Origin of the sequence: Amnibacterium endophyticum (genome assembly GCF_042680685.1) — a bacterium.
Lineage (GTDB): Bacteria > Actinomycetota > Actinomycetes > Actinomycetales > Microbacteriaceae > Amnibacterium > Amnibacterium endophyticum.
In genome coordinates this window covers 1-5,214 of record NZ_JBHUEA010000046.1, presented here as the reverse complement: position 1 = coordinate 5,214, position 5,214 = coordinate 1, and the positions used below count along the sequence as shown (strand labels likewise).

At 74.3% G+C, this 5,214-nt stretch carries 4 protein-coding genes; all 4 read left to right on the top strand.

Going from position 1 to position 5,214, the window contains the following annotated elements; translation table 11 throughout:
- Positions 1-230: 230 nt before the first annotated feature.
- A complete protein-coding gene (locus ACFSBI_RS16130; RefSeq protein WP_377936744.1) occupies positions 231-1,517 on the top strand; it encodes a replication-associated recombination protein A in 1,287 nt (428 codons plus the stop codon).
- 202 nt (positions 1,518-1,719) lie between these two features.
- Positions 1,720-2,349 (top strand): 30S ribosomal protein S4, encoded by a 630-nt coding sequence (gene rpsD, locus ACFSBI_RS16125; protein WP_377936742.1) that lies wholly within the window; start codon positions 1,720-1,722, stop codon positions 2,347-2,349.
- 94 nt (positions 2,350-2,443) lie between these two features.
- Entirely contained in the window at positions 2,444-2,635 is a 192-nt protein-coding gene (locus ACFSBI_RS16120) for a hypothetical protein (RefSeq protein ID WP_377936740.1), read from the top strand.
- On the top strand, positions 2,635-5,214 hold a 2,580-nt coding region (gene alaS, locus ACFSBI_RS16115; RefSeq protein ID WP_377936738.1), incomplete at its 3' end, for an alanine--tRNA ligase. The genes ACFSBI_RS16120 and alaS, both read left to right, overlap by 1 nt.

Below are 5,214 nucleotides of genomic sequence, written 5' to 3'. Positions count from 1 at the left end.
CGGCGGCGCGCGCCGCGGTCGCGGTGGACCGCCTGCCGCACCGCGTACGCCTGCGCCCGGCGCCGCTCCTCGCGCCCCGCGCCCCTGCGCGCACCCCGATCCGCCACGCCCGCTCCCTCCCGGCCGTCCGGCATCGTAGGGCGCCCGCCGATGTCCGCGCCCGTGCGTAGGGTGCGCTCGTGCAGGTGCAGCCGGGGTTGCGGCAGGGGCCCGTGCCGCTCGCGGTCCGGATGCGGCCCACGTCGCTCGACGACGTCGCCGGGCAGGCGCACCTGCTGAAGCCCGGGTCGCCGCTGCGCCGGCTCGCCTCCACCGACGGCGCCGCGAGCGCGGTGTCCGTCATCCTGTGGGGGCCGCCCGGGACCGGCAAGACGACGCTCGCCCAGGCCGTCGCCGCCAGCTCCGGCCGACGGTTCGTCGAGCTGTCGGCGGTGACGGCCGGGGTCCGGGACGTCCGGTCCGTGATGGAGCGGGCACGGGAGGACGCGGACCTGTACGGGCTGTCGACCGTGCTGTTCCTCGACGAGATCCACCGCTTCTCGAAGGCGCAGCAGGACGCGCTGCTGCCGGGGGTCGAGAACGGCTGGGTGACGCTGATCGCGGCCACGACGGAGAACCCGTCCTTCTCCGTCATCGCGCCGCTGCTGTCGCGCTCGCTGCTGCTGACCCTGCAGCCGCTGACGGAGGACGACCTCGGGGTGCTCGTCGACCGGGCGGTGGAGGACCCGCGGGGGCTCGGTGGCCGGGTGGTCCTCGCACCCGACGCGCGGTCGGCGCTCGTGCGGCTCGCCTCGGGGGACGCGAGACGCGCGCTGACCGCGCTCGAGGCGTCCGCCACCCTCGCGGAGGACGACGGCGAGGGCCTCCCGACCGTCACGGAGGAGCTGGTGGCGACGGCGGTGGACCGCGCGCTGCTGCGCTACGACCGCGACGGCGACGAGCACTACGACGTGATCAGCGCCTTCATCAAGTCGGTCCGCGGCAGCGACGTCGACGCCGCGGTGCACTACCTGGCGCGGATGATCGAGGCGGGGGAGGATCCGCGCTTCATCGCCAGGCGGGTCATCGTGCTCGCCGCGGAGGACGTCGGCATGGCCGACCCGCAGGCGCTGCCGCTCGCGGTCGCGGCCGCCGAGGCGGTGCAGCTGATCGGCATGCCGGAGGGCCGGATCCCGCTCGCGGAGGCGGTCGTCTACCTCGCCCTCGCCCCGAAGTCGAACGCGTCCTACGTCGCGATCGACGAGGCGCTCGCGGACGTGCGCAGCGGTCGCATCGGGCGGGTGCCGCCGCACCTGCGCGACGCGCACTACCCGGGGGCGAAGCGGCTCGGGCACGGCAAGGGGTACCGGTACGCGCACGACGGCGAGCACGGGGTGGTGGAGCAGCAGTACCCGCCGGACGAGCTGGTCGGCCGCGACTACTACCGGCCGACCGGCAACGGCTTCGAGCGGGACACCGCGGGCCGCGTCGAGCGCCTGCGGGGCCGGGTGCGCGGCGGGTCCGCCGACGGCGCCTGACCCTCCGGCCGACCCCGCCGGTGCTGCTATCCTCGACGGCGGCCCGGAGCGGGCCCGGACGTCGTGCGGCTGCGGCACCGGGATCGCGAGGGGACCAGCGCCTGTAGCCGGCCGGTCCTCGGAACGCCACTCCTCTCACCTCTGCTCCCGTCCGCGTGCGCGCGGACGGTCATCCGTGATCGAGATCTGACGAAGGAACCGCATGTCCACCAAGGCCCGCACCCGCGGCAAGGTCAAGCTCTCGCGCGCGCTCGGCGTCGCGCTCACCCCGAAGGCCGCCCGCTACATGGAGAAGCGTCCCTACGCTCCCGGTGAGCACGGCCGCAGCAAGCGCAAGGCCGACAGCGACTACGCCGTCCGCCTGCGCGAGAAGCAGCGTCTCCGCGCCCAGTACGGGCTGCGCGAGAAGCAGCTGCGCATCGTCTTCAACGAGGCCCGCCGCACCGCCGGCCTGACCGGTGAGAACCTGGTCGAGCTGCTCGAGATGCGCCTCGACGCGCTCGTGCTGCGCTCCGGCTTCGCCCGCACCACGGCCCAGGCCCGCCAGGCCGTCGTGCACCGCCACATCCTGGTCGACGGCAAGCTGGTCGACCGCCCGAGCTACCGCGTCAAGCCGGGCCAGACGATCCACGTGAAGGGCAAGAGCGAGCAGCTCGAGCCGTTCCAGGTCGCCGCGGCCGGCGGCCACCTCGACGTGCTGCCGAAGACCCCGGGCTACCTCGAGGTCGAGATCGACAAGCTGCAGGCCAAGCTGGCCCGCCGCCCGAAGCGCGTCGAGGTGCCGGTCACGGCCGACGTGCAGCTCGTCGTCGAGTACTACGCCGCGCGCTGATCCCGCGCGACGAGAGCGCCCGTCCCCGTCGGGGCGGGCGCTCTCGTCGTTCCCGGCGGCGTGGACCGCGGCGGGCCCTCGGTAGGCTCGCCCGTTGGAATCTGGAGGGACCATGGGCAAGCTGCTCGTCTTTCTCGCCGGCCTGCTCGCCGGCATCGCGGTCGCGCGACTGGCCGCCGGCTCGGCCGCCGGGGGGCGCCTGATCGCCGCGGCCGGATCGGCGTCGGACGAGTTCGTCCGCGCACTCTCCGACTCCTACCGCGCGCACCGGGCGGACGCGGCCTGATGCGCACCGACGAGATCCGCCGCCGCTACCTGCAGTTCTTCGCCGACCGCGGCCACACCGTCGTGCCGAGCGCCTCGCTCGTCTCGCCCGACCCGTCGCTGCTCTTCACGGTGGCCGGCATGGTCCCGTTCATCCCGTACCTGAACGGCACCGTTCCCGCGCCGTACCCGCGGGCGGTCGACAGCCAGAAGTGCATCCGCACCCTCGACATCGAGGAGGTCGGGCGCACGCCGCGGCACGGGACCTTCTTCCAGATGCTCGGCAACTGGTCCTTCGGCGACTACTTCAAGCACGATGCCATCGTCTGGGCGTGGGAGCTGCTCACGACCCCTGAGGACGACGGCGGCTTCGGCTTCGACCCCGCGGACCTGTGGGTCACCGTGTTCCAGGACGACGACGAGGCCGCGGGGATCTGGCGGGACGTCGTCGGGGTCCGCCCCGAGCGCATCCAGCGGCTCGGCTACGCCGACAACTACTGGATGACCGGGCAGCCGGGCCCGGCTGGCCCCGACTCCGAGATCTTCTTCGACCGCGGTCCGGCCTACGGGGCCGACGGCGGGCCGGCGACCGGCGACGACCGGTACGTCGAGATCTGGAACCTCGTGTTCATGCAGTACGAGATCGCGAACATCCGGTCGAAGGAGGACTTCGACGTCGTCCGCGAGCTGCCGAACAAGAACGTCGACACCGGCATGGGGCTCGAGCGCGTCGCCTTCCTGAAGCAGGGCGTCGACAACATGTACGAGATCGACCAGATGCGGCCGGTGCTCGACAAGGCCGCGGAGCTCTCCGGCCGCGCCTACGGCGCGGACCACGAGGACGACGTCCGGATGCGCGTCGTGTCCGACCACGTGCGCAGCGCGATGATGCTGATGCTCGACGGCGTCACCCCGTCGAACGAGGGCCGCGGCTACGTGCTGCGCCGCCTCCTGCGCCGCACGGTCCGCGCGATGCGGCTGCTCGGGGTCGAGCGCCCGACGTTCGGCGAGCTCTTCCCGGTGTCCCGGGACGCGATGGCGCCGACGTACCCCGAGCTGCTCGCCGAGGGCGGGCGCATCCAGCGCCTCGCGGACGCGGAGGAGGAGACCTTCCTGCGCACCCTGTCCGGCGGCACCGCCATCCTCGAGACCGCGATCGCGCGCACCCGCGAGGCCGGGGCGGCTGAGGTCGCCGGCGACACGGCGTTCCTGCTCCACGACACGTACGGGTTCCCGATCGACCTGACGCTCGAGGTCGCCGAGGAGGCCGGCCTGACCGTCGACCGCGACGCGTTCGACCGGCTGATGCAGGAGCAGCGCAGCCGCGCGAAGGCCGACGCGAAGGCGCGCAAGACCGCGCTCGCGGACCTCTCCGTGTACCGCGAGTTCCGCGCCGCCGGCGAGACCGCCTTCCTCGGCTACCGGGAGCTGGTCGCCGACAGCCGGGTGCTCGGGCTGATCCGCGACGGGGTCGGCGTGGGCTCGATCGCCCTCGGCGACATCGCGGAGGTGATCCTGGCCGAGACGTCGCTCTACGCCGAGTCCGGCGGGCAGGACGCGGACCAGGGCGAGATCCAGGGTCCCGGCTACCGGCTCGAGGTGCTCGACGTGCAGCGCCCCGTCCCGGGCCTCGTGAGCCATCGGGTGCAGGTGGTGGAGGGGGAGGTCGCGGTCGGCGATCCCGCCCGCACCGTCGTCGACCCGCTCTACCGCCGCGGCGCGACCCAGGCGCACAGCGCGACGCACCTGATCCACGCCGCCCTGCGGCAGGTGCTCGGCCCCGACGCCCACCAGGCCGGCTCCTACAACCGGGCCGGCTACATGCGGCTCGACTTCTCCTGGTCCAGCCCGCTCAGCCCGGAGACCCGCAGCGAGGTCGAGGACATCGCGAACCTGCGGGTGGACGAGGACCTCGAGGTCGTCACCCGCGTGCTCCCGATCGACGAGGCCAAGGCCGCGGGGGCGATGGCGCTGTTCGGCGAGAAGTACGGCGACGTCGTCCGGATGGTCGACATCGGCGGTCCCTGGTCGCGCGAGCTGTGCGGCGGCACGCACGTGGCGCACTCGTCCGAGATCGGGCTGATCAACGTGGTGGGGGAGTCGAGCGTGGGAGCGAGCGCCCGCCGCATCGAGTCCCTCGTGGGGCCCGAGGCGTTCCGGGAGTTCGCCGCCGAGCGGGCGCTCGTCGCGCAGCTCGGGGCGAGCCTCAAGGCGCCGAGGTCGGAGATCGCGGAGCGCGTCGCGGACCTCGCGGCGAGCCTCAAGGCGGCGGAGCGGCGCATCGCGGAGTTCGAGCGGCAGGCGCTCGCGCAGCGGGTGCCCGCCCTCGCGCAGCAGGCCCGCGCCGTCGGCCCGGTGACGGCCGTGCTCGAGCAGGTCGGCGCGCTGGAGTCGGCCGACGACCTGCGCCGCCTCGCGATCGACGTGCGCGACCGGCTCGGCGCCGTCCCCGCGGTGGTCGGGCTCGCAGCGGTGGTCGGCGGGCGTCCCGTCGTGATCGCGGCGACGAACGGCCCCGCCCGTGACGCGGGCGTGAAGGCGGGTCCGCTGGCGAAGGCCGGCGCGGCGGCGCTCGGCGGCGGCGGCGTCGGCCGCGCCCGC